Annotated in this window: 23 protein-coding genes and 1 other RNA gene; 16 read left to right on the top strand and 8 right to left on the bottom strand. The window is 66.4% G+C overall.

Annotated features, from left to right (window positions below; translation table 11 throughout):
- A partial coding sequence (locus VLA96_01240; GenBank protein ID HSE47809.1) for a TetR/AcrR family transcriptional regulator occupies positions 1-510 on the bottom strand: 510 nt, incomplete at its 3' end.
- A 202-nt stretch (positions 511-712) separates the two neighbouring features.
- Between VLA96_01240 and VLA96_01235 the strand changes: the two genes are divergently transcribed.
- From VLA96_01235 to VLA96_01225, 3 genes are all read left to right on the top strand, one after another.
- Positions 713-1183 (top strand): single-stranded DNA-binding protein, encoded by a 471-nt coding sequence (locus VLA96_01235; GenBank protein ID HSE47808.1) that lies wholly within the window; start codon positions 713-715, stop codon positions 1181-1183.
- Between the two features lie 191 nt (positions 1184-1374).
- Positions 1375-2286, top strand: coding sequence for an endo-1,3-alpha-glucanase family glycosylhydrolase (locus tag VLA96_01230; GenBank protein ID HSE47807.1), 912 nt, complete (start codon positions 1375-1377; stop codon positions 2284-2286).
- Between the two features lie 111 nt (positions 2287-2397).
- Complete coding sequence (locus VLA96_01225) at positions 2398-3681, top strand: phospholipid carrier-dependent glycosyltransferase (GenBank protein HSE47806.1); 1284 nt, start codon at positions 2398-2400, stop codon at positions 3679-3681.
- A gap of 51 nt (positions 3682-3732) precedes the next feature.
- Here VLA96_01225 and VLA96_01220 read toward each other — a convergent pair whose 3' ends face one another.
- Entirely contained in the window at positions 3733-4548 is an 816-nt protein-coding gene (locus tag VLA96_01220; GenBank protein HSE47805.1) for a FecR family protein, read from the bottom strand.
- A gap of 107 nt (positions 4549-4655) precedes the next feature.
- Positions 4656-5651, bottom strand: a complete 996-nt coding sequence (locus VLA96_01215) for a YpdA family putative bacillithiol disulfide reductase (protein HSE47804.1) — start codon at positions 5649-5651, stop codon at positions 4656-4658.
- Positions 5652-5804: 153 nt separating this feature from the next.
- Between VLA96_01215 and fumC the strand changes: the two genes are divergently transcribed.
- Together fumC and VLA96_01205 are read left to right on the top strand one after the other, a co-directional pair.
- Entirely contained in the window at positions 5805-7220 is a 1416-nt protein-coding gene (gene fumC / locus VLA96_01210; GenBank protein ID HSE47803.1) for a class II fumarate hydratase, read from the top strand.
- Positions 7221-7341: 121 nt separating this feature from the next.
- Positions 7342-8346, top strand: coding sequence for a hypothetical protein (locus VLA96_01205; protein HSE47802.1), 1005 nt, complete (start codon positions 7342-7344; stop codon positions 8344-8346).
- A gap of 366 nt (positions 8347-8712) precedes the next feature.
- Here the strand turns inward: VLA96_01205 and VLA96_01200 are convergent, their stop codons facing one another.
- From VLA96_01200 to VLA96_01190, 3 genes are all read right to left on the bottom strand, one after another.
- Positions 8713-9228, bottom strand: a complete 516-nt coding sequence (locus tag VLA96_01200; GenBank protein ID HSE47801.1) for an SRPBCC domain-containing protein — start codon at positions 9226-9228, stop codon at positions 8713-8715.
- Positions 9206-9571, bottom strand: coding sequence for a metalloregulator ArsR/SmtB family transcription factor (locus VLA96_01195; GenBank protein ID HSE47800.1), 366 nt, complete (start codon positions 9569-9571; stop codon positions 9206-9208). Before VLA96_01195 ends, VLA96_01200 begins: the two co-directional genes overlap by 23 nt.
- 134 nt (positions 9572-9705) lie before the next feature.
- On the bottom strand, positions 9706-9996 hold the full coding sequence (locus tag VLA96_01190; protein ID HSE47799.1) for a hypothetical protein: 291 nt from the start codon (positions 9994-9996) through the stop codon (positions 9706-9708).
- Positions 9997-10206: 210 nt separating this feature from the next.
- Between VLA96_01190 and VLA96_01185 the strand changes: the two genes are divergently transcribed.
- Positions 10207-11841, top strand: a complete 1635-nt coding sequence (locus VLA96_01185; protein HSE47798.1) for a TonB family protein — start codon at positions 10207-10209, stop codon at positions 11839-11841.
- 57 nt (positions 11842-11898) lie between these two features.
- Here the strand turns inward: VLA96_01185 and VLA96_01180 are convergent, their stop codons facing one another.
- Both VLA96_01180 and ffs read right to left on the bottom strand, forming a co-directional pair.
- The gene (locus tag VLA96_01180; protein HSE47797.1) at positions 11899-12897 is read right to left on the bottom strand and encodes a beta-ketoacyl-ACP synthase III; all 999 of its coding nucleotides are present in this window, start codon (positions 12895-12897) and stop codon (positions 11899-11901) included.
- A 149-nt stretch (positions 12898-13046) separates the two neighbouring features.
- Positions 13047-13144, bottom strand: an RNA gene (gene ffs, locus VLA96_01175) — signal recognition particle sRNA small type.
- A 55-nt stretch (positions 13145-13199) separates the two neighbouring features.
- On the opposite strand from ffs, the gene VLA96_01170 reads away from it, so the two are divergent.
- The 10 genes from VLA96_01170 to VLA96_01125 all read left to right on the top strand — a co-directional run.
- Positions 13200-15359 carry a DUF3488 and transglutaminase-like domain-containing protein gene (locus tag VLA96_01170; GenBank protein ID HSE47796.1) on the top strand — a complete coding sequence of 720 codons (2160 nt, stop codon included), beginning with the start codon at positions 13200-13202 and terminating at the stop codon, positions 15357-15359.
- On the top strand, positions 15359-16186 hold the full coding sequence (locus tag VLA96_01165) for a hypothetical protein (GenBank protein ID HSE47795.1): 828 nt from the start codon (positions 15359-15361) through the stop codon (positions 16184-16186). The genes VLA96_01170 and VLA96_01165 overlap by 1 nt, the downstream gene beginning before the upstream one ends.
- Before the next feature lie 52 nt (positions 16187-16238).
- Complete coding sequence (rimO, locus tag VLA96_01160) at positions 16239-17714, top strand: 30S ribosomal protein S12 methylthiotransferase RimO (GenBank protein HSE47794.1); 1476 nt, start codon at positions 16239-16241, stop codon at positions 17712-17714.
- A gap of 66 nt (positions 17715-17780) precedes the next feature.
- Complete coding sequence (yacG, locus tag VLA96_01155; GenBank protein ID HSE47793.1) at positions 17781-18026, top strand: DNA gyrase inhibitor YacG; 246 nt, start codon at positions 17781-17783, stop codon at positions 18024-18026.
- On the top strand, positions 18010-18558 hold the full coding sequence (locus VLA96_01150) for a phosphatidylglycerophosphatase A (GenBank protein HSE47792.1): 549 nt from the start codon (positions 18010-18012) through the stop codon (positions 18556-18558). Before yacG ends, VLA96_01150 begins: the two co-directional genes overlap by 17 nt.
- Before the next feature lie 15 nt (positions 18559-18573).
- Complete coding sequence (locus tag VLA96_01145) at positions 18574-19626, top strand: hypothetical protein (GenBank protein HSE47791.1); 1053 nt, start codon at positions 18574-18576, stop codon at positions 19624-19626.
- 69 nt (positions 19627-19695) lie between these two features.
- Complete coding sequence (locus VLA96_01140; protein ID HSE47790.1) at positions 19696-20943, top strand: competence/damage-inducible protein A; 1248 nt, start codon at positions 19696-19698, stop codon at positions 20941-20943.
- Positions 20940-21518 carry an RNA 2',3'-cyclic phosphodiesterase gene (gene thpR / locus VLA96_01135; protein ID HSE47789.1) on the top strand — a complete coding sequence of 193 codons (579 nt, stop codon included), beginning with the start codon at positions 20940-20942 and terminating at the stop codon, positions 21516-21518. Before VLA96_01140 ends, thpR begins: the two co-directional genes overlap by 4 nt.
- Positions 21519-21627: 109 nt before the next feature.
- Positions 21628-22305 carry a glycerol-3-phosphate 1-O-acyltransferase PlsY gene (plsY, locus tag VLA96_01130; protein HSE47788.1) on the top strand — a complete coding sequence of 226 codons (678 nt, stop codon included), beginning with the start codon at positions 21628-21630 and terminating at the stop codon, positions 22303-22305.
- Positions 22302-23178 (top strand): NAD(P)H-dependent glycerol-3-phosphate dehydrogenase (locus tag VLA96_01125; GenBank protein HSE47787.1); only part of this gene is annotated, 877 nt, incomplete at its 3' end. The genes plsY and VLA96_01125, both read left to right, overlap by 4 nt.

Raw genomic sequence — 23178 nt, 5'->3', positions numbered from 1 at the left:
GAGGTGCAGCACCCACAGCAGCTGCGGCGCGACCTCGCGCAGGTCGGGCGGCATCTTCTCGTCCCCGATGGCCTGCTCCATCACCGCGATCGCGCTCGACCGGAAGATGCGCGTCTCGGGCGCGAAGATGGAGAGCGGGTGCTTGGGGTTCCCGAAGAAGCGGAACAGGGCCGACATCAGCGCGCGGTCGTCCTTCAGGATCTCCAGCTTCGAGTGCATGACGGCGGCGATGCGCGCCCGGAAATCCCTCGCCCCTGGCAACGCCTTGGCCAGCCGAAGCTCATGCTCTTCTTGAACCTTTTCGTAGTACGCGAGCACGATGGCTTCCTTCGACGCGAAGTAGTAGTAGGCCGCGCCCAGCGACATGTTGGCCGCCGCCGCCACCTCGCGCATGGTGGTCCCCTCGAAGCCCTTTTCGCGGAACAGGTTCAGCGCGACATTGAAGATGCGCTCGCGCGTCAGGTCGCCCTTGGTGATGCGCTTGCCGCCCACTTCCATTTCCTTGAACATGTTCAGATTGTCTGGCGCGCCCCGCCCGAAGTCAAGCGGAAAGTGAACGCGTTCGGGAATCCGAAGCGCGATAAGCGAAAAACAACAAGCGATCAGCGGTCCAGTTTTGCACAGGTGGTCGAGCTTATTGCTTATCGCTTATTGCTTATTGCTCCTACCGCCGACTATATTGGCGAAACTTCCTCAGCAACGGAGCGCACTTATGGCAAAGAGCGTGAACAAGGTCATCCTCATCGGCAACCTGGGCAAAGACCCCGAAGTGAAGTACACCCCGAGCGGGATGGCGGTCGCCAAGTTCTCGCTCGCCACCAACGAGCGCCACAAAGACAAGGACGGCAACTGGCAGGACCGCACCGAGTGGCACAACCTGGTCGCCTTCCAGCGCACCGCCGAGATCGTCGGCGAGTACCTGAAGAAGGGCCGCACCGTCTATGTGGAAGGCGCGCTCCGCACCAGCTCCTGGGACGACAAGGAGACCGGCCAGAAGAAGTACAAGACCGAGATCCTGGTGAACGACCTCGTGCTGCTCGGCGGCGGCCAGCGCGGCGAGAACGCCGGCGGCGAGGCCTCCGGCGGCGGGCGCTCCAAGGGCGCCTCGGCGGACGCCGGCGGCTTCGACCAGCGCCCGGCCGAGAAGGCCGCCGAGATCACGGACGAAGACATTCCGTTCTAGTCGAACCGCACATCTGCATGGGACGCGGAGCAACCGCGTCCCTTTGCCTTTGTGCTTTTGCCGCGCTGGGCGCTCATCCAACATCTTCCCCACCCTTCTCATCCAAGCCATGTGAGTATCTGCACGTCCTTCTTATGAGAAAGCACTCCTCCGCTTTTCCTCCTCTCCTCCTCTTACTCCTGTTGTCATTGGTGTTCGCGCTGGCAGGCTGCAGCGGCGCAAGCCGCGACATCCACCAGACCCTCCGCGCGCACGCCCCCGAGGGCTCCCCGATGCTGCTGGCCGCCTACCAGCCGTGGTTCGGCCGGCCCGGGCACATCAACGTGGGCTACTCCTCGGTCGACCCAGTCGTGCTCCAGAACCAGATCACCAAAGCGAAGGAGCTCGGCATCGGCGGCTTCGTGGTCAACTGGTACGGCCCGCGCAAGGACTTCGAGGACCGCTCCTACGCGCTGCTGCACAAGATCGCCGCGGAGAACAGCTTCAAGGTCGCGCTCATGTACGACGAGGTCGGCGACCGCCCCGGCGACGTCACCAACGAGACCATCGCCGACCTGCAGTACGGCTACGAGCATTACATCGGGCAGAACGCCGTCGTCCCGCGCGACGCCTACCTGCGCTACGACGGCCATCCCGTCATCTTCATCTTCCCGAAATCCGGCAACACCGACTGGAAGCGCGTGCGCGAGGCGGTGAACTCGTGGCCCGAACAGCCGCTGCTGCTCTATCGCGACATCGCGCCCAAGTACATGGCCGACTTCGACGGCTTCTACGCCTGGGTGAAGCCCAGCAAGGACTGGCAGCCCGACGGCTCCGACTGGGGACGCGACTATCTCGACTCGTTCTACTCCAAGATGAAGTCGAAGTATCCCAACAAGCTGGCGGTGGGCGCGGCGTGGCCCGGCTTCGACGACCGGCGCGCCTCCTGGAGCCGCAACCGCCGCATCGACGCGCGCTGCGGCAAGACCTTCCAGGACTCGCTCAAGGCCTATCGCCGCTACTACACCGACCAGGACCCGCTTCCCTTCCTCATGATCGTGACGTGGAACGACTACGAGGAGGGCACCGCGATCGAGAAGGGCCTGGCGAACTGCAGCGGCTGACGTAGCGCCGGCGCCCGCGGCCAACGACTCGCGCTATCATGTCGCCATGACCGCGTTCGTGGTGACGCTCCGCTGAGCTCCCCCACCATCCCTCCGGCGCCTTCCCCCGAAGTGCCGGCCGCGTTCAGCGCGCGCGACCGCGTCACTTGCCTGCTCCTGGTGCTCGGCTCGCTCCTGCTCTTTCTGCCCTACCTCGAGTTCCCCAACGACTACAACTTCGACGAGATGCACTACGCCATCGCGGCCAAGGTACTGGTGCCGCCGCACCACAACCTGAACTGGGAGCATCCGCCGCTGGCGAAGTACCTGATCGGGCTCGGCATCCGGCTGGCCGGCGACCGCCCCGTCGGCTGGCGGCTGGCCTCCATGCTCTTCGGCGGCATCGCGGTCGCGGGGATGTACGCGCTCGCGCTCGCCATCTTCCGCGAGCGCCGGCTCGCGCTCTGGGTCGCGGCGCTCACGCTGCTCAACATCATGCTGTTCGTGCTGGCGCGCACCGCCATGCTCGAGCCGTTCTTCTTCGCCTTCCTGGTGTGGGGGCTGGCCTGCGTCTGCTTTGCCTGGGACGAGCGGCGCCCGCCCGCGGAAGTGCGCCGCTGGCTGCTGGCCGCCGGCGCGTTGTTCGGCCTCTCGGCGGCCTGCAAGTGGGTGGGCTTGGTGCCGCTCATCTTCCTGGTGCTGGCGTTCGGGATCGTGCGGCTGCTACAGCGCTTCGGCGCGGGCCTCTTCCACGCCCCGCCGGAGACGCCCGACCCGTGGTACTCCGCGCACCTCTGGCCTGGCGTGCGCTGGACGACCATCGCCGCCTGCGTCCTGCTCGCCGTCGCGCTCTACTTCGCGACCTTCCTGCCCTACCTCTGGCTGCCGGGCGAGGCCGGCACGGTCAAGGACATCTTCGTGCTGCAGCGCGACATGGTGCGGATGCAGTCGCGCATCTCCGAGCAGCACTACTACGCCAGCAACTGGTACCAGTGGGCGCTCGATTGGAAACCGATGTGGTTCTACTACCGGGTGCAGGACGGCTGGTTCCGCGGCATCCTGCTCATCGGCAACCCGGTCATCCTTTTCCCCGGACTCGCCGCCGCCCTCTTCTGCGTCTGGGCGTGGTGGCGGCATCGCAGCCGCGAAGCCTTCTTGTGCGCGCTCTGGTACTGGCTGCTCTACCTGTGCTTCGCGGTCATCCCGCGCAAGGTAAGCTTCTTCCACTACTACCTGCCGGCGGCGTGCATGCTGAGCCTGCCGCTCGCTTACGTCTTCCGCCACTACGGCGGCGCGCCGCTGTTCCGCGTGGCCTGGGGACGCTGGGCGTACCTCGCCCTCGCCGCGCTCGCCTTCGCGCTCTTCTATTCCGTGCTGGTCGGGCTGCCGCTGCCGCCGACCTTCACGCCGCAGTAGCGCGCAAAAACAAAAGCGCCCGCCGTGGCGGGCGCTCGGAACATCCGTGGATCAATGACGCGGGGCGCCGACCGAGTCGCAGAAGGTGCAGGTCGGAGTAGGCGTCGGGGTCTGGGGCGCCGGTCCCGGCGATCCCGTGGTGGTCGCGGCGATGATCGCGCCCGCCGCCGCCACGCCGATGATGATCAGCACCGTGCGCAGCAAGCTGCCGCCCGCAGCCGCGCCGGCAGCGGCGCCGCCGTCTCCCGCGTTGGTCTGGTTGATGTTGTCCTGCTGCACGCCCGGAGGCGTGTCAGTCGGCCCGCTGATCGTGCCGTCGGGATTCACGGTGACCATCTGCCCGGGGTTGATCGTCGCCAGCACCTGCCCGGTCGCGCTCATGATCACGACCTGCCCGCTGAACACGATCACCTGCATGTGGCCGTTCTCGTAGACCACGATGAAATCGGTGCCCACCACGCCGGCGACCGCGGTCGGCGTCTTCACCTGGAACTTGCCGCCCGGCTTGGTGATCTGCACCACGCGGCTGCGCACGCGCCCGTAGCTGAGCTCGACTTCGGTCTGCTGCGTCGCGGGATCGTGCTGCGTGACCTTGAGCTCGCTATTGGAGCCCAGGCTGAGGATGGAGCCGTCGCGCAGCTGCACGCGCGCGCGTCCCGCGCCTTCGGTGCGCAGGGTGTCGTTCCAATTCACTTCTTCTTTCGCCTTGGCGAGGTTGCCGTTGCGCGTGACTTGCGGCACCATCGCGCTGATCTGGCCCGCGGGCTGCGAGCTGCTGGAGCCCTGCGTCAGCGCCGGCAGCGGCGACAGCATCAGGCAAAGGATTAAGGCGACTGCACGGTACAGCAGGTTGAAGTGGACACGCATATGGATGACCCCGCTGAGCGACCTGGACTACAGGGTACCGGCTACGGGCGGTATTCTCCGCCCCGCACTCCCTAACAGTCAACTACAGTCCCCAGGAAGTCAATAGGCTAAACCCGGGGAAGTCTTGCCTGCAAGGACCTGGCGATCTGCCGCCCGTGAAAGCGGCCGTTCTCGATGAAGATCTCGCTGGTCCGCGACCCCGCCACGATCACCCCCGCCACGTACACCCCGGGGACGTTGGTCTCCAGCGTTTCAGGGTCGCAGACCGGGCGGCTTTCGCCGGGCTCCAGTTCGATGCCGAGCGATCGCATGAAGCTGAAATCGGGGTGATAGCCGGTCAAGGCAAAAACGTAGTCGTTCTTCAGCCGGACGTCGCCGTCGGGCGCGGCCACCACCACGTAGTCTTCGCCGATCTCGCGCAGGGTGGCGTTGAAGTACGCGCGAATCTCGCCCGCCTTGATGCGGTTCTCGATGTCGGGGCGGATCCAGTACTTCACGTTCTGGTGGATCCCCGGCCCGCGATGGACGAGGGTGACGCGCGCGCCCCGCCGCCACAGCTCGAGCGCCGCGATGGCCGCCGAGTTCTTGCCGCCTACGACCACCACGTCCAGCCCGTAATAGGGGTGCGACTCGCCGTAGTAGTGCGCGACCTTCGGCAGATCCTCGCCCGGGACGCCCATCACGTTGGGCAGGTCGTAGTACCCGGTCGCGAGCGCGAGCTTGCGCGCACGATGTACCTGGTGACGATTGAGGCGGTCGCGCGTGTGGACGCGGAAATCGCCGTCCCCGCCTTCCACCTGCTCCACGCGCTCGTACTGCCGCACGTCGAGCTGGTAGTGCGCCGCGACCTTGCGGTAGTACTCCAGCGCCTCCTCGCGCGTCGGCTTCTGGTGCGCGCTCGGGAACGGGATGTCCCCGATCTCCAGCAGCTCCGGCGTGGTGAAGAACACCATCTGCGGCGGATAGTGGTACAGCGAATTGACCAGGCAGCCCTTCTCCACCAGCACCACGCGGTACCCGGCGCGCTGCGCGTCGATGGCGACGGCCATGCCCGTCGGCCCCGCCCCGATCACCAGCAGGTCGAAGATGCCCTCTTCCGTCATCCGCCCCAATCTAAATCATAAGCTTCACCCCCAGGGCACAAAGCCTCCACGCGGACCTTGGTGCGACCTTGGTGCGTCCTTTGTGGTTGGCTTTTTCCGTGCGGGTCTATAATTTTCTGTTCCGCATACTGTTCCGCACTCATAGGAGCCCCCGTGGCCACGGCGACCGACAGCAAGAAAGCGATGCGCATCGAGTCCGACAGCATGGGAAAGATCGAGGTCCCGGCGGACGTCTACTGGGGCGCGCAGACGCAGCGCAGCCTGCTGCACTTCAACATCGGGCGCGACCTCATGCCGCCCGAGCTCATCCGCGCCTTCGGCGTCCTGAAGAAAGCCTGCGCGCTCGTCAACCAGGAGCTCGGCAAGCTCCCCGCCGACAAGGCCAAGCTCATCGTCCAGGCGGCCGACGAGGTCATCTCCGGCAAGCTCAACGACCAGTTCCCGCTGCGCATCTGGCAGACCGGCTCCGGCACCCAGACCAACATGAACGTCAACGAGGTCATCTCGAACCGCGCCATCGAGCTGGCCGGCGGCCAGATGGGCTCGAAGAAACCCATCCACCCCAACGACGACGTCAACATGTCGCAGTCGTCCAACGACACCTTCCCCGCCGCCATGCACATCGCCGCCGCCGAGCGCGTGCAGAAGGCGCTCATCCCCGCCATCGCCACCGTGCGCGACGCCCTCCGCGCCAAGCAGGAAGAGTTCAAGGACATCGTGAAGATCGGCCGCACCCACCTGCAGGACGCCGTCCCGCTCACCGTCGGCCAGGAGTTCTCCGGCTGGGTCGCCATGCTCGACCGCGACGTTCAGCGCCTCAAGCAGGTGCTCGACGGCCTCTACGACCTCGCCATCGGCGGCACCGCCGTCGGCACCGGCCTCAACACCCATCCGGAATTCGCCGAGCGCGTCGCCAAAAAGATTGCCGAGCTCACCTCGCTTCCCTTCCGCTCGCACGGCAACAAGTTCGCCGCGCTCGCCGCGCACGACGAGATCGTCTTCGCGCAGGGCGCGCTCGAGACCACCGCCGCCTCGCTCATGAAGATCTCCAACGACATCCGCTGGCTGGCCTCCGGCCCACGCTGCGGCCTGGGCGAGCTCACTCTGCCCGAGAACGAGCCCGGCTCCTCCATCATGCCCGGCAAGGTCAACCCCACGCAGTGCGAGGCCATGACCATGGTCTGCGTCCAGGTCCACGGCGCCACCGCCGCCGTCGGCTTCGCCGGCTCCCAGGGCAACTTCGAGCTCAACGTCTTCAAGCCCGTCATGATCTACAACTTCCTGCACTCGGTCACGCTCATCACCGACGCCTGCCACGGCTTCGTCGAGTACATGGTCAAGGGCATCGAAGTGAACCGCGAGCAGATCGCCGAGTACCTCCGCGAGTCGCTCATGCTCGTCACCGCGCTGGCTCCGAAGATCGGCTACGACAACGCCGCCAAGGTCGCCCACCACGCCCACGTCCACCACACGAATTTGAAGGACGCGGCCGTGAAACTCGGCCACCTCACCGCCGACGAGTTCGACAAGCTGGTGCGGCCAGAGGAGATGACAAGGCCGACAAAATGAGACGCAGCGCCTCGCCGCTTGACTTTGTTCTTGGCCGCAGTATCCTTCCGCACAATATTTCGCGCTGCCCCGCCACAGCGCTTCGGACCCTCGGTGTCAAAACTCAACCGGAGCACCAGCCATGGCTCGCAGCCGGCGCCTCGCCGCCCTTCTCGTTGTCCTCACTTTTTGCCACCTCGCAGCCGGACAGGCGCTGAAAAACGGCTACAACACCGGCTTCCCGGAAAATGGTGTCTTCTCCGGCTCGAGTTTCGATGGGTACAATGCGGCCAGTTTCCGAACCGATCTTCCCTCGGACGAACCTATGTTGGCTCTGCTCACAGTCGCAGCTCTCGTAGCATCTGGTGGTGTTCAGCCGGTGATCCAAGAGCCGCCGTCCTCACCTTCAGCTGAGAATTGTCGGCTTCGCGAAGACGGCGTTTATGAGAGGGTGGATCCTCGTTCCGGTTGGTATTATGTGTTTCGCTTTTTTCATGATGGCTCCGCTGTGCCCGGCGGAGCGCACCCTGATCGCGAGCTTGCGCTGAAGCACGTGAGTATTTGGCGGAAAGCGCAGCGTCCCGCCCGGCACCAGGTTGACGGCTGCAAACTCACGATCACGGTCGAGGCTTGGCCGCAAGATGTCGACGACGTCTACATAGGCGTGATCGAAGGCGAACGCCTGAAGCTGACGAAGCAGCATGGAACCTACAGGGAAGGCCAGCAGTACACTTTTGCGCCGGTCGATTTTGCCGCCTTCACGAAGCAACAGGAAGCCGCCCAGGCGGCGGCAGAGGCGGCCAAGGCCGCAGCGATCCAATTGCGTGTCGGATCGGCGACCATGGATACTGGCTGCAAAGACGTGAGGTTTGTTGCGGCTGCGTCCCCGGTCGTGCTCGCTGCGGGAAGCCGGACGTTTGCGGTGGAACTCACCGGCGGCTTTCCGAATGTGAGCGTCAGCGGAGGTAGGATCTGCTCGACGGGCGGGCTGTCCATGCGCACCTGCAACAAGTACGCGATTGTGATGGGAAATCCGGAACTGTACGCGCAGACCACCATTGTGTCGTGCAAAGACCAGCGGCCGTTCGCGGCCGGCAGGTACACCATCCGCGCGGACACGAAGACTGTCGCCTTGACGGTGAGATGAAGCAAGCCCCGCCGCGGCGGGCTTGGGTGGAAATTCAGATAATTCACTTGACATCTTGTTATCCAACAGCTACTCTTATATTCGCCTTCTCATCGCTGGATACTTCTTGCTCTTTTCCATCTCGACCGGGAGATTCCTGGCGAATCCCCCGGGATTTTGACGGATTTTCGGCTGTAACCCGCTGATTCCAAAGATTCAGCCGAAATCACTTTTTCGATCCGCGCTCGTCAGGGCACTCGGTACTCGCTACTCGGTGCTCGCGTGGGGTTACCCCACCCCTAGTCCCATGATTCCACAGGGAAATGACCCCGGACACCCCGGGGGAGGGGGTCTCAACTCCTGACCGGAGAGGTGGGCCACTCGCAACTATCGTGAGGGTGCCACGCTCGCGCCCAGGGTGAAGAGCAGCTCGTCGAGTTGCGCGAACGTCTCGACCAGCGCATCCGCCGCCCCGGTGCCGGCAGCGTCGAGAGCTTCCTTCGAGGGATAGAGCTCGCGCATCACCAGCAGCGTCTTGCCGCCTTTTTCCTCGAAGGTCACCGTGGTGACGGGCCCGCTCTCACCACCTTCCTCGTTGGTCCAGACGAGGCGCGACTGGGGTGTTACTTCGAGGTACGTGCCGAAGAACGCCATCCCATCGGGCTCGAACACGAGACGGTACTTGCCTCCGGCACGAACATCCATCTCGCAGGAACGCAGGGACATCCCCAGCGACTTCGGCAGCCACCACCGCTGGAACAGTTCGGGCTTGGTCCACGCCTCGAACACGATGCGCGCCGGGGCGTTGAAGGTTCGGGTGGTGACGAGCTCACGCTCCGACGTCCGTTCCACCGTCGTGTCGTTCTTCCTGGGTGTAGCCTCACGCTCTCTTCTTGCGTCCATCGATCTTCTCCTTCCGCTTCAGTTCCTTGAGAACCTTGTCCAGTTCGTCGAAGCGCGCGCTCCAGAGCTGGCGGTACCGCTCGAGCCATGCGGCCTCTTCTTCCAGCCGGCGCCGGCCGAGCCTGCAGGTCCGCACGCGCCCCACCTTCTCCGTGGTGACGAGCCCCGCCTGCTCCAGGACGCCGACGTGCTTCTTCATGCCCGTCAGGGTCATGTGGAACTTCTCGGCAAGGTCCGTGATCGAAGCGTCGGCGCGCACGAGTTGCTCGAGAACGCCGCGCCGGGTCGCGTCCGAGAGCGCGGCGAATGAGGCGTCAAAGCCGGTCCTGTGATACTGAACCATATGGTTCAGTATAGAACACGGCTCAGCAACTTGCAAGCCGAGATTCTCGAAGTCGGCCCGAGAGGGCGGCACAAAGAGAAAGGCCCGTCCTTTCGGACAGGCCCTCGTTGACTGGTGATTGCTGACCGCTCTTCTTACGGCCAGCGCTTGCGCGCGGGTTCGGGCGCCGGCGGCACCGACTGCACCGGAAAGGTCTCGACCGGCGCGGGCGCAGTCTGCACGGGCATCGGGATGGGCGCAGCGGCGGCGGCCGTCGGCTGTCCGCCATCACCCGAGATGATGCGGGCGGCGGCGCGCAGCGTCTCCAGTTCGGTCTCGATCCCCTTGATGCGCTGCTCGCTCTGGCGCGCGAAGGTCTCGACCTCCTGGCGGATCTGCTGGATCTCGTTCTCTTTGTCGCGAATGACTTCAGTGATCGGCTTCATGGGCGTACCTCAACGGCTTTCGCCTCGGGGGAAGACAAGCAGAGGAGCGCGATTATAGTGCCGTTCGCGCGGCCGCGTCTATGCCGAGGTTGATTCCCTGGTTACCTTGGGACGATGGCCGTGCGAACCCTGGCCCTTCGGTCAGTTTGTTTCCTTGACTTCGGCGGCAGGGTTTATCAATATGCGATTCCTCCCGGGACCGGGGTCGTAATGGCCGAAGCTCAACCGAATGCACCGGCGCTGGCGCAGGAGCTGGCGTCGATCGCGGCGCGCGCGCAGACTTACACGGGCGCGAGCGGGTCCGCGATTGCGCTGAGCGAAGGCGACGTCACCGAGATGATCTGCCGCGCCTCCAGCGGTCCAGCCGCCCCCGACGTCGGCGCCGCCATCTCCCTGGAAGGGACCTTCAGCGGCATGGCGGTGCAGAGCGGCCAGGCGCTGCGCTGCGACGATTCCGACACCGACAGCCGCGTGGACGCGGCCGCCTGCCGCGCGCTCGGCACGCGTTCCATCGTCATCGTGCCCATCCGCGACGTCGACACCGAGCAGGTGAGCGGCGTGTTGGCGGTCTTCGCCGGCAACAAGAACGCGTTCAACGATCTGCACGTCGCGGTGCTGCGCACCATGGCGCGCGAAGTCGCGGTGGCGGTGCAGAAGTCGCGCAAGGCGGGCATCTCGATCGGCGAGGCGACCGGGGTCATCTCGGCGTATCGCCCGCCGAGCAATCCCGGATTCACGCCGCCGAGCCTGACGCCGCCGGTCAGCGCGTCCAAGCCCGGTCCGGTGCCGGTTCCAGCGGCGAGCGCGGCGGCCGCGCCCAAGCCGGCGCCCGAGCTCGCGCCCACGGTGATGACACCCGCGCCCAAGCTGGCGCCGCCGGCTCCGCCACCCTCGAAGAAAGCAGATGCGCACGAGCCGTTGCCGATGGCCGCGCCTGTCGTCCCGACGAAGAAGACCTTCACTTCGCCTGCGACCTCGCCCGAGTGGAAGCCGGCGCCGCCACCTCCGCCGCGCAAGCTCGAACCGATCGTCGAGAAGGCGGAGAAAAGAGATTCGCGCCCGGTCGCGCCCAGCTTCGGCACCTTCGACAGCGTCGCCGAAGACAAGAAACTGGGTGGCGGTGGAATGGGGATCTGGATCGGCGTCGGCGTCGCCGCCGCGGTGATCGTCGGCGGCTACTTCACGTACAACGCGATGTCGAGCAAGCCGAGCGCGCCTGCTTCGCAGGCGCAGCAGCAGCCGCCGGCGCAAGCTCCCGCGCCCCCTCCCACCGATGCCGCCGCGCAACCGGCAGCGACGCCCGCCGCGCCGGCACCAGCGGCGAGCAGCACACAGCCCGCGAGCCAGCCGGCACCAACGACGCAGGGCGCCGCGAAGCCGGCATCCGCGACGCCGCCGGCATCCACGGCCAAGCCTGCAACGCCGGCGCCGCAGCCCCAGCAGGCGGTGGAGCGCGCCGCGGTGACGCCGACAGCAACGCGGGCGGAAGCGCCGCCGCAACCGGTCGCCGCCGTGCCGCAGATCCAGGTCCCGATCTCGACCGCCGCGCCCACGCTGGCTGCGCCCAAGGTCTCGCAGTCGACGCCGGCGCAAGTCGTCACGCAGGTGATGCCCAAGTATCCCGACATGGCGCGCACCATGAAAGCGAGCGGGAGCGTCCAACTCGAAGCGTCCATCGGCAAAGACGGCTCGGTCAAGGGCGTGAAGGTGCTCTCCGGTCACACGCTGCTGCGCGACGCCGCGGCGCAGGCCGTCCGGCAGTGGAAGTACAAGCCGGCGACGCTGAACGGCGAGCCGGTCGAGAGCACGGTGCAGGTGACGGTGAAGTTCCCCGAGATCCGATAGCGCGCAGAAGTTCAAAAGGCGGAGCCCGCGGGCTCCGCCTTTCTCATTCCCCGGATGTCAGAACGCCCAACGCAGCAGAGTGGCGCCGACAGTGAATCCGGCGCCGACCGAGGCGAGCAGGACGAGGTCGCCCTGCTTCATCTTCCCTTCCTCGATGGCGGTGTGCATGGCGAGCGGGATGGTTCCGGCGGTGGTGTTGCCGTAGCGGTCGATGTTGATGATGACGCGCTCCATGGGCATGCCGAGGCGATCGGCGGTGGCGGTGATGATGCGCTTGTTGGCCTGGTGCGGGATGAAGCAGGCCACGTCCTTGCCGGTGAAGCCGTTGCGCGTGAGCAGCTTCTCGGAGACTTCGGCCATCTTGCGCACGGCGTACTTGAAGACCGCCTGGCCGTCTTGATGGACGTAGTGCATCTTTTTCTCGACGGTCTCGGCGCTGGCGGGATGGAGGCTGCCGCCGCCGGGCATGTAGAGCGAGCAGCCGCCGGAGCCATCGACTTCGTGCAGGAAGTCGATGATGCCGGGCTCGTTCTCGGCGGCGGGCTCGAGCAGGACGGCGCCCGCGCCGTCGCCGAAGATCACGCAGGTGGCGCGGTCCTGGTAATTGATGATGGACGACATCACGTCGGCGCCGATGACCAGCACCTTCCGGTGCGCGCCCGACATGATGAACTGCGCGCCGCACTGCAGCGAGTACGGGAACGCGGAGCACGCGGCAGAGAGGTCGAAGCCCCAGGCGCCCTGCGCGCCCAGCTTGTGCTGCACCAGGCACGCGGTGGAGGGAAAGAGCATGTCGGGGGTGACGGTGCCTACGACGATGGCCTCGACGTCCTTGGGCTGGATGCCGCGGTTGGCCAGCGCCTGCCGGGCGGCTTCGACCGCCAGGTCGGAGGTGGCGACGCCCTTCTCGACGATGTGGCGCTCGCGGATGCCGGTGCGCTCCATGATCCACTCGTCGGAGGTCTCGACCAGCTTCTCGAGGTCTTTGTTGGTGAGGAGGCGCGGCGGAACGTAGGTGCCAAGCGCGGTGATCTTCGCCCGCGTGAGGGTCTTCAACAGTCGGTCTCCAGGTGGGATCGAGCGTTTCGCTCGTGCTCTTGGCTTTTGGGTCTTGGCTTGATGATTTGAGATTGCGGGAAAATCGGCTGCTTCGCCGAAGAGGAAGCCGGAAGCCAAGGGCCAATAGCCAAGAGCAGTTTTTTGCCAGGCACCGGGGAACCCGCTGCGCACGCAAGAGCCCGTTACCGTTGCTTCCTTCCGGACCTGGCGGGGTTGGCGGGAACGCGTCGCGCGGGACCCGATACCTGACGTTTCATTCTAGCATCCGTGCGCGGCCCGTCCTTGCTACTATCCGCTCAGTGGCCACCGCGACCCTAACCCGCCCGGAGCAGACGCCAGTCGAGCGCTATTTCGACCTCGCGCTCTACCTGCTCATCGTCACCGGGTTCCTCTGCCTGGCCGGGACCGGCAAGGTGGACCTGCTTTCCCTGCTGGTGGCGGGCGCGGCGTTCGGATACCGCGGATACCTGCTGGCGAAGCGCGAGGTCCTCACGCTCAGCGAGCTTTGGACCACCGGCTTCACCATCTTCTACTTCGTGTTCTACGTCGCGGACTTCTTCTTCCTTTCACGGTCGTTCTCGATCGCGAGCGTGCACCTGGTGCTCTTCGCGCTGGCGGTGAAGGTGTTCTCCATCCATCGGGAGCGCGACCTGACGTGGCTGGCGGCGCTGGCGCTGGGACAGGTGTTGCTGGCGGCCACGCTGACGGTGGACACGCTATTCCTGCTGATCTTCGCGGCGTTCCTGCTGGTCGCGGTCGCCACCGCCATCGCATTCGAGATGCGTCGGACGGCGCGGCGCAGCCTGGAGGTGGCGCGCGCGCACGGCGAGCTGCACCGGCTGCCGAGCGCGCTGAGCTGGACGGCCGTGCTGCTGGTGGGGGCGATCCTGGCCGCGGGCACGGTGATCTTCTTCGTGCTGCCGCGCATCTCGGCGAACTACCTGGCGGCGCTGGCGCCGCGCAGCTCGGTGGCGACCGGATTCAGTCCTGACGAGGTCGACCTGGGACAGATCGGGCAGATCCAGCAGTCGAGCGAGATCGTGATGCACGTGCGCGTCGAAGGCGACGCGAAGGGCTTGTATCCCAACCTGCACTGGCGCGGCGTCGCGTTCTCGACCTTCGACGGGAAGAAGTGGAGCAATCCGCCGAGCCGCTCGACCGTGCTGCGGCCGCGCGACGGGATCATCGCGTTGCGCGAGGCCACGACCCGGGAAACGCCGCTGCCGCAGGATTGGAAGCCGATCCGCTACCGCGTGATGATGGAGCCGATCGGGACCAATGTCTTCTTCCTGGCGGGACAGCCGCTGGCGCTGGCGGGCAATTACCGCATGATCGCCTATGACGACGCGCTCGCGTTCTACGACCTTGACCGCGAGCACCCGCTGAACGCTTACCAGGCGCTGGCGAGCATCAGTGAGCCGGTGCTCTCGACCGGCGGAGGCGCGACGCCGCCCGCGGTCTCGATCGCGTACCTGCAAACGCCGTCGGTGGACCGCCGGGTGCGCGAGCTGGCGGCGCGCGTGACCGCGGAGGGCGCGACCGACTATCAGAAAGCCCGCCTACTCGAGGAGTACCTGAGCACGAAGCTCGGATACACGCTGGAGCTGCCGCAGCAGACGCCCGCCGACCCGATCGCGAACTTCCTGTTCGAGCGGAAGCGCGGGCACTGCGAGTACTTCGCGTCATCGATGGCGATCATGCTGCGGACCTTGAACATCCCGGCGCGCGTGGTGAACGGATTCCGCGGCGGCGAGTTCAACGAGGTGACGGGCAGCTACATCGTGCGGGCGCGGGACGCGCACTCCTGGGTGGAAGCCTACTTCCCCGGGACGGGCTGGGTGCGGTTCGATCCCACGCCGGCGGCGGCAGCGGAAGCGCCCGGCGGGCTGCGGCGCTTCTATTACTACCTCGATGCGCTGCGCGAGTTCTGGCGGGAGTGGGTGATCAACTACGATTTTTCGCACCAGACGCAGGTCAGCAACTCGGTGGTGCTGAGCGTGCGGCGGCTGATGAACCGGTGGCGCTTCTCGATCCGCACGGGATATCAAAAGCTCCTGCAAAAGGCCCGCAACATGCAGGAGGACGCGGCGCGATCGCCACAGCGATGGGGCGGTACGGCGGTGCTGGCCGTCTTGGTGCTGCTGCTGGCGCTGAACGCGCGGCGCATCCTCGCGGCAGTGCGGGCGGCGCGGGTGGCGCGGGCTCCGGGAAGCGAACCGAAGAAGGCGGCGAGCATCTGGTACGAGCGCATGGCGCGCTCGGTGGCGAAGCGCGGGTACGAGAAGACGCCGGCGCAGACGCCGCACGAGTTCGTCATCACCATCGAGGACCCGCACTTGCGGCGGCGGGTCGAAGCTTTTACGCGGGCCTATGAACGGGCGCGCTTCGCAGATTCGCCCGACGACGCGCGGCAGTTGCCCAACCTGTACGAAGAGGTGGCGCGGAAGCAGGAGCGGTGATGGCCCTGGGGTACGCCGCCGCGCTGCGCGCGGAGCTGGCGGAGCGCAATCGGAGATACGCCGCCAGGCATCGCTGCGCGTGCTGCGAGAGCCGCGGCGGAGTCACGCTCTACGAGCCGGTCGCGGAACCGGCGGCGCACGGCAACTTCCTGGCAGCCAGCTATGCCGCCATCCAGAAGGACGCGGAGTGGCGCGCGCGCTTCCGCAAAGAGCACTCGCACAAGCGGAACCTGCCGCAGCCGGAGCACGGCGGCGTGTGGCGCGAGCTCGACAGCTGCATGAGCTCGGATGCCCTGCTGATGAACGTCTTCTGCCACCCGCAGACGCTACGCGACGGCCGGGTCGGGACGATGCTGGGCGTGAGCGAGCACGCGCGGCCTCGCTTCGGCGTGCGCGCGCGCGTGCCGCTGGCGAGCGGGCTCGACGACCGCACGGAGGTCGACATGCGGCTGGGCGAGTTGCTGGTGGAGGCGAAGCTGACCGAGACCGACTTCCAGCAAAAGACGAAAGGAGTGGTCGACCGCTACCGCGACTTCGAGGGCGTCTTCGACCGGCGCGCGCTGCCGCAGACGAAAGTGAAATACCTTTCGTACCAGCTCATCCGGAACGTGCTGGCGGCGCAGGCGACGGGGCTCGCGTTTTGCGTGCTGCTGGACGCGCGGCGCCAGGACCTGATCGAGGACTGGCACGCGGTGCTGCGGGCGGTCCGCCCGATGGAGCTGCGAACGCGCTGCAAGACGCTGACGTGGCAGGAGCTGGCGACCGTCCTTCCCTCACCGCTCCAACGCTTCCTCGCGGAGAAGTATGGCATCGAGCCGGAGGACTAGGGCGAACGGGCCACGGGGCGGCCGGAGCGGCACGATACAATAAGAAGATTCGATGCCGGTCAAGGACCTCACTGTAGAACCCCCAAACCAGGCGAAGCCGACGAAGGTCGGGTTCGTGTCGCTGGGGTGTCCGAAGAACCTCGTGGACAGCGAGGTGATGATGGGCATGCTGGCGCACGGCGGGGCCGAGATCACGGCGCGGGCCGAGGACGCCGACGTCATCGTGGTGAACACCTGCTCGTTCATCGATGCGGCGAAGCAGGAGTCGGTGAACGCGATCCTGGAGATGGCGCGGCACAAGACGGTAGGGCGCGCGCAGCGCCTGGTGGTCGCCGGGTGCATGGTCGAGCGCTATCGCAACGAGATCCGCAAGGAGATCCCGGAGGTCGACGCGGTCGTCGGGACGGGAGAGCTGGAGGCGATCCTGGGCGCGGCCGGGATCGCGCGCCCGGGGGCGAGCGCGCCACCAGCCGGCCCGTTCAACATCCTGAACTCGCGAGCGGAGGGCGCGGCGCGCGAGGAGGCCGGTCGGTTCTCACGCGAGACGTGGGACGGCGCGATCGCCGACCTGCCGAACTATCTCTACGACGAGAACACGCCGCGCATGCTGGCGACGCCGAAGAGCTCGGCGTACATCAAGATCGCCGAGGGCTGCGACCATCCGTGCGCGTTCTGCATCATCCCGCAGCTGCGCGGCAAGTTCCGCTCGCGGCGGTTCGAGTCGGTAGTGGCAGAAGCGGAGCGCCTGGCGAAGCAGGGCGTGCGCGAGCTCACGCTCATCGGGCAAGACACCACCTGCTACGGCGAAGACTTCGACCTGAAGGACGGCTTGGCGTTGCTGCTGGAACGGCTGGCGCAGATCGAGGAGCTCCGCTGGGTGCGCTTCCTGTACGCGTATCCCAACAAGATCACCGGCAAGCTGCTGGAGACGATCGCCCGCCACGAGACGATCTGCTCGTACATCGACGTGCCGCTGCAGCACGCCTCGGCGAGCGTGCTGAAGGGCATGAAGCGCGGCGCGGGCAGCGACATCTTCCTGAAGTCGATCGCGAAGATGCGGAAGACCATCCCGAACCTCACGCTGCGGACGAGCTTCATCGTGGGCTTCCCGGGGGAGACGGAGCGCGACTTCGAGGAGCTGTGCGAGTTCGTGCGCGCGGCGGAGTTCGACTGGCTGGGCGTGTTCGGCTACTCCGACGAGGAAGGCGCGCAGGCGCACGCGCTGGGCGCGAAAGTGGCGCCGCGCGAGATCGAGCGGCGCCGCAAGAAGCTGATGGCCATCCAGAAGCAGATCTCAAAGCGCAAGAAGAAGCGGCTGGTCGGGCGCGAGTTCGAGATCCTGCTGGAAGGGCCGTCGGAAGAGACGGAGCTGCTGTGGGAAGGGCGCACGGCGATGCACGCGCCCGAGATCGACGGCAAGGTCTTCGTGAACGACTTTGGCCCGCACGGCGAGCCGGAGGCCGGTCGCTTCTATCGCTGCGAGATCACCGAAGCGCACGACTACGACCTGGTCGCGCGGCTGCTCTAGAATCTCTGGTAGGGACGGCCTTGTCGCCGTCTCGAGACGCCCACAAGGGCGTCTCCACCGAAGACCATGCCGAAGAAACGAGTCCGCTCGCTGCGCTGCCCGATATGCCGCACCATCGTGCTTCGTTCGGACGCGGAGTTCCCTTTCTGCAGCGAGCGCTGCCGGCTGACCGACCTAGGCAAATGGGCCAGCGGGGGCTACGTGGTGTCTACTCCCATCATGGATCCGGACGAGTTCGAGGACGCTGAGCGGAAGCTGGCCGAGGAGCGCCGCAAGAGTGGCGACGGAGAAGACAGTGGACGCCGGCACTGAGCCGCTTCCCAACCCGCCGGAGCCGGAGCTCGAGCCGCCACCGGAAGAAGACGAGCGCCCGGAGCGCACCATCGAGGCCTGGCTGCTCGCCACGTTCTTCGGGGTGGGCTTCACGCCCAAGGCGCCGGGCACGACGGCGTCGGCCGCGACGGTCCTGCTGTGGGGCGTGGCGGCGCACTACCTGGCTCCGGCGGCGCAGTTCCCGGTCGCCCTCGCGGTGGCGTGCCTGGCGATCATCGCGGGGATCCCGTGCGCGAGCATCGTGTGCCGCGAGACCGGTCGCGACGACCCGCAGATCGTGGTCGTCGACGAAGTCGCCGGGCAGATGATCACGCTGCTGCTGGCGCCCACCGGCTGGAAGGCGCTGGTCGCCGGTTTTATACTTTTTCGCATCTTCGACACGCTGAAGCCGTTCCCGCTGCGCCGGCTGGAAAAGCTGCCGGAGGGCTCGGGCGTGATGATGGACGACGTGGGCGCGGGGATCTACGGCTTCGTCGTGATGCAGCTGCTGCTCTATTTCCACCTGTTGTAGGCTAGGGCCGACGCCATGGGGATCTCCGACCTGCTGGGCAAGAAGAACGTGAACGGCAAGCCGCACATCGAGGCGGTGGTGCCGGCGGCGGCGCTGCCCGGAGGCGAGGTGCGCGTGATCGGCCACGGGCTCAAGCCGCCCGAACTGGCGCGCCCGCGCGTGCTGTTCGGCGAGGTGGAAGCGCCCATCGTCGTGAGCTCCGACGAGTTCGTGGTAGCGCGCGTGCCCGAGGCCGCGACCAGCGGGCAACTGACCGTGGCGACGAATGGCAGCTCGTCGAACGCGGCGGAGGTCGCCATCGCGGTGCCGGTGGCGGAGAACCTGCACCCGGTCGCCAATCCCGCGCTCGACGCCGAGGGGAACATCTACGTGACCTTCTCCGGGTCGCGCGGGCAGAAGACGCCGGTCTCCATCTACCGCATCGACACGGCGTACAACGTGAAGCCGTTCCTGGCCGAGCTGATGAACGCCACCGGCATCGCGTTCGACCGCGCCGGGCAGATGTACGTGAGCTCGCGCTACGACGGGACCGTGTACAAGGCGGCGCCGAACGGGACGATGTCGTCGTATGCCGAAGGCATGGGCATCGCCACCGGCATCGCGTTCGACCGCGAGGAGAACCTGTACGTCGGCGACCGCTCGGGCACGATCTTCAAGATCGCGCGTGACCGGCAGATCTACGTGTTCGCGACCATGGAGCCGAGCATCTCGGCGTACCACCTGGCGTTCGCGCCCAACGGCACGCTCTACGTGACCGGGCCGACGACTTCGAGCTTCGATTCCGTGTACGCCATCGACCCGCACGGCGTGGTGACCACGTTCTACCGCGGGCTGGGGCGGCCGCAGGGGCTGGCGTTCGACGTCGACGGCAACATGTACCTGGCCGCCTCGCTGGGCGGCAAGCGCGGCATCGTGCGCATCACGCCGCAACAGGAGGCGTCGCTGGTGTGCTCCGGGCACGGGCTGGTAGGCCTCGCGTTCGCGCCGGGCAAGGCGGCAGTGCTGGCGACCACGAGCGCGGTGTACCACTTGTCCTGGAACATCCAGGGGAAGAGCCTGCTGGAGTAGCGATTGCTGATTTTCGATTGCCGATTGCCCTTCTCTGTGTCTCTGTGTCTCTGTGGTAGGTTTTAAGAAGTGAACGCCGAGATCATCGCCATCGGCAGCGAGCTGCTCACGCCCTTCCGCTCCGACACCAATTCCCTCTACCTCACTGACCGGCTGAACACGCTCGGCATCGAGGTGGAGTTCAAGGACGTGGTGGGCGACAACCGCGAGCACCTGGTGAACGTCGCGCGCATCGCGTTCGGGCGCGCCGACGTGATCATCTGCATGGGCGGGCTGGGGCCGACGGAAGACGACCTGACGCGGGAGTGCGTGTCGGAGGCGCTCGGCATCCCGCTGCGGCGCGATTCCGGGCTGGTCGGCGAGCTCTACAAGTGGTTCGCGGCGCGGCGCTACAAGATGCCGGAGTCGAACCTGAAGCAGGCCGACGTGCTCACCGGCGCGCAGGTCTTGCCGAATCCCAACGGCACCGCCCCCGGGCAGTGGCTGGAGACCGAGTGGGCGGGCCGGAAGCTCGCCGTCATGCTGCTGCCCGGTCCGCCGCGCGAGATCAAGCCGATGTTCGACGAGCAGTGCATGCCGCGGCTGCGTACCATCTGCCCCGGCGAGGTGATCGCGACGCGCGTGCTGAAGGTCGCGATGATGGGCGAGTCGGTGTGCGACGAGATCGCCAGCAAGGTCTACAAGAAGTATCGCGACATCCAGACGACCATCCTGGCGGGCGCGGGCGAGATCCAGCTGCACCTGCGCGGGCGCGCCAAGACGCTCGAGCTGGCGCAGGCGAAGGTCGACCGCCTGACCGACGAGCTGGAAGACGCGCTCGAGCCGCACCTGTTCTCGACGGCGGGCGAGACGCTGGAGCAGATCGTCGGGTACTACCTCGACATGCGCGGCCAGACCATCGCCACGGCGGAATCGTGCACCGGCGGGCTGATCGCCCAGCGGCTGACGTCGGTCGCGGGCAGCTCGCGGTATTTTCTCGGCGGCGCCATCGTGTACTCGAACGACCTGAAGGCGCAGTTCGCCGACGTCTCCGCGGCCCTCATCAAGGAGCACGGCGCGGTGAGCAGCGAAGTGGCGAAGGCGATGGCCGAGGGGATACGGAAGCGCTGCGGGTCGCAGCTCGGGGTCGGCGTAACGGGCGTGGCCGGGCCCGGCGGCGGGTCGGAAGAGAAGCCGGTCGGGCTGGTCTACCACGCGCTCGCCGACGGCAAGAAGACCGAGGTGGTGCAGCGCAACTTCCCCGGCGACCGCGAGCGCGTGCGGTGGTTCGCCAGCCAGCAGGCGCTGGACATGGTGCGCCGCAAGCTGAGCTCATGAGGCTGTTCGTCGCGCTCGATATCGACGATGGCATCCGGCGCCGCCTCGCCGAGTACGTGGCGGGCCTGAAGCGGCTGGTGCCGGACGTGAAGTGGGTGCCGGCGGAGTCGCTGCACGTCACGCTGAAGTTCATCGGCGAGTTTCCGGAAGACAAGCTGGACGAGCTAAAACGTCAACTGGCAATGGTTGGCGGGCAATCCTTCAACCTTTTCTTTCGCTCGGCGGGATTCTTCCAGCCGCGCTCGCCGCGGGTCTTCTGGGTGGGGATCGAGGCGGGACACGAACTGGCCGCGCTGGCGCACGCCGTCGACCAGGCGACCGCCAAGCTGGGGATCCCGAAGGAAGAGCGCGCGTTCACGCCGCACCTGACGCTGGCGCGGAGCGGGTCGGGGCGTCCGCAGGGCGCGCGCGAGGACCGCAACAAGCCCAAGATGTACGAGCTGAAGGCGCGCGTGGAGACGATGCCGCCACCCGAGTTCGGTACAATGACCGCCCGAGAGTTCTTCCTTTACCAGAGCAAGACGCTGCCGACCGGCGCGCAATATACCAAACTAGAACGCTTCCCTTTGAGCTAGGACCCGCCACCCGTAAGATTGTCATTCCGAGGAGCAAAGCGACGAGGAATCTGCTTCGCGCTGAACAGCAGATTCCTCGCTTCGCTCGGAATGACAATCGGAAAGGCTGATGCTTACTTACGCCATCATCGCCGCCGTCTCGTACCTGCTGGGCTCGATCCCGTTCGGCTACATCCTGGTGAAGATTTTCCTGAAGCAGGACATTCGCGCGACGGGCAGCGGCAACATCGGCGCGACGAACGTCGGGCGGACCGGGCACAAGGGGTTGGCGATCGCGACGCTGGCGCTAGATGCGGGAAAGGGCGCACTTGCAGTAGCGATTGCAGCTTGGTTGACGCCAAGCTATTTCGTCCAGTCCATGCCTGGCCAGCACATCAACCTAAATAGGCCTTCGGCCCAAGCCATGGCCGCTCTACTTGCTGTCGTCGGGCACATGTACCCACTCTGGCTGCGATTCCGAGGGGGCAAGGGAGTCGCAACGGCCGCGGGTTCTTTCCTCATGATTTCGCCTACTTCCGTTGCGATTGTGCTGGCAACGTTCGCCCTGGCGGTGACCGCCACTCGATACGTCTCGTTGGGCTCGGTGCTGGGCGCTATCGCGTTTCCAATCGCATTCTGGTACTTGCCCCCGCGCAACCATGCGTACTCGCGGTATCCATATTTTTGTTACCTCGCTGCCACCCTCATTGGTCTGTTAGTCATCCTCAAGCACCACGAGAACATCCGTCGCCTCCTTGCCGGCACTGAGAACCGCCTGGGCGCGAAAAGGACACAGGAGTCCGCATGAGGATCGCGGTCATCGGCGCAGGGGCGTGGGGGACGGCGCTGGCGATGGCGCTGGCGCGCAAGGGCGGGCACAGCGTCCGGCTGTGGGCGTACGAGAAGGAAGTCGTCGACGGGATCAACCAGAAGCACGAGAACACCGTATTCCTGCCCGGACCGAAGCTTCCCGCCAGCGTGCAGGCGACTTCGTCGCTGGAAGAGGCGCTGACGCAGGCGGAGATCGTGGTGAGCGTGATGCCCTCGCATCACACGCGGCGCGTGTTCGAGCAGATGGCGAAGTTCTGCTGGCCGCAGATGTGCTTCGTCTCGGCGACCAAGGGCGTGGAGAACGATTCCCTGCTCCGCATGACCGAGGTCATCAGCGACGTGCTGCAGGCGAAGGGCGCGCGCTTCACGCCGCGCATCGCCGCGCTCAGCGGGCCGTCGTTCGCCAAGGAAGTCGCCAAGGGCGACCCGACGGCGATCTCGGTGGCCTCCCGAGACAAGGAACTAGCTGCGCTGGTGCAGCGCGAGTTCTCCGACCCGGTGTTCCGCGTCTACACCAACGACGACATGGTGGGGGTGGAGCTGGGCGGCGCCCTGAAGAACGTGATCGCCATCGCCGCGGGCGTATGCGACGGACTGGGCCTGGGGCACAACACCATCGCCGCGCTCATCACGCGCGGGCTGGCGGAGATCACGCGGCTGGCGGTCGCCTGCGGCGCCAAGCCCGCGACCATGGCCGGCCTGGCCGGCATGGGCGACCTTGTCCTGACCTGCACCGGCGGGCTCTCGCGCAATCGCACGGTGGGAGTCGAGCTCGGCAAGGGGCGCAAGCTCGACGACATCATCGCCGGCATGCACGGCATGGTGGCCGAGGGCGTGCTGACGACGAACG

The sequence above is a fragment of the Terriglobales bacterium genome, from assembly GCA_035457425.1.
In the GTDB taxonomy this organism is placed as follows: Bacteria; Acidobacteriota; Terriglobia; order Terriglobales; family Acidobacteriaceae; genus JACPNR01.
This window is presented reverse-complemented; position numbering and strand designations above follow the sequence as displayed.

Bases quoted from the DNA above. Each gene is read 5' to 3' on its own strand.
- thpR (HSE47789.1), top strand. From the start codon at position 20,940: ATGAGGCTGTTCGTCGCGCTCGATATCGACGATGGCATCCGGCGCCGC.
- VLA96_01165 (HSE47795.1), top strand. From the start codon at position 15,359: ATGGCCCTGGGGTACGCCGCCGCGCTGCGCGCGGAGCTGGCGGAGCGC.
- VLA96_01200 (HSE47801.1), bottom strand. From the start codon at position 9,228: ATGGACGCAAGAAGAGAGCGTGAGGCTACACCCAGGAAGAACGACACG.
- VLA96_01145 (HSE47791.1), top strand. From the start codon at position 18,574: ATGGGGATCTCCGACCTGCTGGGCAAGAAGAACGTGAACGGCAAGCCG.
- plsY (HSE47788.1), top strand. From the start codon at position 21,628: ATGCTTACTTACGCCATCATCGCCGCCGTCTCGTACCTGCTGGGCTCG.
- VLA96_01190 (HSE47799.1), bottom strand. From the start codon at position 9,996: ATGAAGCCGATCACTGAAGTCATTCGCGACAAAGAGAACGAGATCCAG.
- VLA96_01185 (HSE47798.1), top strand. From the start codon at position 10,207: ATGGCCGAAGCTCAACCGAATGCACCGGCGCTGGCGCAGGAGCTGGCG.
- yacG (HSE47793.1), top strand. From the start codon at position 17,781: ATGCCGAAGAAACGAGTCCGCTCGCTGCGCTGCCCGATATGCCGCACC.
- rimO (HSE47794.1), top strand. From the start codon at position 16,239: ATGCCGGTCAAGGACCTCACTGTAGAACCCCCAAACCAGGCGAAGCCG.
- VLA96_01205 (HSE47802.1), top strand. From the start codon at position 7,342: ATGGCTCGCAGCCGGCGCCTCGCCGCCCTTCTCGTTGTCCTCACTTTT.
- VLA96_01215 (HSE47804.1), bottom strand. From the start codon at position 5,651: ATGACGGAAGAGGGCATCTTCGACCTGCTGGTGATCGGGGCGGGGCCG.
- VLA96_01220 (HSE47805.1), bottom strand. From the start codon at position 4,548: ATGCGTGTCCACTTCAACCTGCTGTACCGTGCAGTCGCCTTAATCCTT.
- VLA96_01235 (HSE47808.1), top strand. From the start codon at position 713: ATGGCAAAGAGCGTGAACAAGGTCATCCTCATCGGCAACCTGGGCAAA.
- VLA96_01195 (HSE47800.1), bottom strand. From the start codon at position 9,571: ATGGTTCAGTATCACAGGACCGGCTTTGACGCCTCATTCGCCGCGCTC.